Genomic DNA, 2,511 nt, shown 5'->3' on the forward strand with positions numbered 1-2,511 from the left:
CCGTCGGTGTCGGGGCGGGGCGCGTCCGGGGGAGGGGAGGGGCTTTCTTTCACCCCAAGGGAGCTAAGGGGCGGCTATGAGGTGGCTATGGGGCGACTTGAGGCGGCGTGTGGCGACAGTGAGGCAGCAATGAGGCGGCAGTGAGGCGGCGGGGTGGCGACAGTGATGCGGCAATGAGGCGGCTCTGCCGGTACGGGTCGCCGGTAGCGGGCCGCGAGGGCGCTGATGTCCGCCGATGAAACAGCCCCCGCCAGCTTGTGTCAACGGTGTTGACGTAACCTGGGTGAGGGCTGGTGATTAACTGGGCCTTGGGCACCCCCGGGCGAGGCAGGGACAGCCCCCTGCTGCGGCCCAACTCCGGGGCCCGGCAAGGACCTGGACATCGACAAGGCCAAAGAGCTGGACAAGGCGCCGGACACGTGGACCTGGACAAGAGCAGGGAGCTCCCCGGCCTGAGGGGCGGGGGTTGAGGATGCGCCGGCAGGGCAGGCATCGGGCGGTGGCGGGCCGGGCCGAGGCTCAGCGGCAGATCCCGAAGGGAACAGCGCGTCCCCAACGGAGCACAGAAAGCGGAGCACAGAAAGAGGTTCGGCGTGCCAGACAGTGAACGCGACCGGGTCCCGACCGACCGCGACCCGACCGACCGCGTCCCGACCGACCGGGTCCCGACGGAGCGCAAACGGCGCCGGCCGACCAGTTCAGGCGTGGTGCTGTCGGCCGACCTCATCGTCGACACCGCCTGCCGGCTGATCGACGCACACGGTGCGCAGGCGTTCACGGTACGCAAACTGGGCGCCGCGCTAGGCGCCGATCCCTCCGCCGTCTACCGCTACTTCCGCAACACCGAGGACCTGCTGCTCGCCCTGGCCGACCGGCTCATCGGCGAATCCATGACGGGGTTCACGCTCAGCGGGGACTGGGCCGCCGACCTGCGCGACTTCGGCCTGCGTGCCTACCGCTCCGCACTCCGCCATCCGCAGATCGCCGTCTTCAGCACCCTCCGCGTCACCGGCCGGCCACATGAGCAAAGGGCCGTGGACACCGGCATCGGCCTGCTGCTCCAGGCCGGCTTCGACGAGGCGAGCGCGGTCCGGCACTACCACGCCCTCGTCGACACGGTCCTCGGCCACGCCGCGCTGGACGCCGGCGTACTGCTGCTGGCCCCCGCCCAGCGTGCGGCGGACGAACGGGCCTGGCATGCCGAATACGGCACCCTGCCCGCCGACGAGGTCCCCAGCCTGCACCGCGTACGCGACCACCTCCCCCTCATGGCCGGCTCCGCCGTCGAACCCGCCCTCGACCTCCTCCTCAAGGCCCTACGCCAGGAAGCGACCAACCACGCCTCCTGAGTCGTCTCCGAGCTCCGAGCTCCGAGCTTCTGCCCCCGCGATGCGATCCATCCCTAGAGGAACGAGGCCAACCGTGCATATAGAAGCAACCCGGGCATTCCTCTCATGTCAGTGCGAACATGAGGCATGCCCTCTCGACGGCTGACGCTCCTCGGGGGACGACGGGACCTGCGTCATCTGCTGGTGCTGCTCCCGATCGGCCTCATCGCGGCCGTCTGCACGATCGACCTTCTCTCGCCGCCCCATATCCACCTCGGGCCCCTCCTGGTCGCGGCCCCCGCGATCACCGCGGCCTTCGCCGGTCCCTGGCTGACGGCTGCCATCGGGGCGCTCGCGGTCGCCGCCCAGGTGTTCATCGGTGTGGCGCGCCACGTCCTCTCCACGGAGAACCTCGAGGCGCAGATCGCCGCCCTGATAGTGGTCTCCGCGCTGGTCGTTCTCTTCGCCGTCATCCGGGACCGCAATGAGCGCCGCCTGATCAAGAGCCGTTCGGTCGCCGCGGTGGCCCAGCAGGTCCTGCTGCGCCCGCTGCCCGGCCGCAGCGGACCTCTGGAGATCGCGTCGCTGTACCTGCCGGCCGAGGAGGAGGCGGAAATGGGCGGCGACCTCTTCGCCGCGGCACGCACCCTCTCCAGCACCCGGCTGATCATCGGCGACGTCCGCGGCAAGGGCCTGCCCGCATACGGCCACGCCGCCCTCCTCCTCGGCGCCTTCCGCGCAGCCGCCCACCGCCAGGCCACCCTGCCCAACCTCGCCCGTCACCTGGACGGAGCCGTCCGCTGGGACAGCAGCCAGTGGTCCACGACCCCCACAGCCGGCCCCCAGGGAGCAGAACGGCCGTCCGCTCCGCGAGCCGCGAAACGGGTATCCGCTTCCGAGGGGCTGCAAGGGGCGGCTGGTCCCCGAGGAGCGGAACGGGTAGGCGATCCCGGGGGGACGCAACGGGTGGCCGGCCCTCAGGGGGCGGAACGGATGACGGCCAGCTTCCGAGGGGTGGAACGTGCGGCTGGCCCGCAAGGGCCGGTGCGGACGGCCGGCTCACCCCACCCCCCGCAGGTCCCCGCACCAGGCACCACCCCTGCGCCTGCCCCGACCCCTGCCCCTGCGCCGACCTCGACCCCTACCCCTGCCCCTACCTCTGCGCCGACCCCGACCCCTGCCC

The 2,511-nt window shown here is 71.6% G+C and carries 2 protein-coding genes; both read left to right on the plus strand.

Features of this window, described 5'->3' with window-relative positions; genetic code table 11:
• The first annotated feature begins 593 nt into the window (after positions 1-593).
• Entirely contained in the window at positions 594-1,349 is a 756-nt protein-coding gene (locus IG62_RS0140750) for a TetR/AcrR family transcriptional regulator (RefSeq protein ID WP_051799253.1), read from the plus strand.
• A gap of 126 nt (positions 1,350-1,475) precedes the next feature.
• On the plus strand, positions 1,476-2,511 hold a 1,036-nt coding region (locus IG62_RS49385), incomplete at its 3' end, for a SpoIIE family protein phosphatase (RefSeq protein WP_234326947.1).

Source organism: Streptomyces sp. NRRL S-337, from assembly GCF_000720175.1.
In the GTDB taxonomy this organism is placed as follows: Bacteria; Actinomycetota; Actinomycetes; order Streptomycetales; family Streptomycetaceae; genus Streptomyces; species Streptomyces siderophoricus.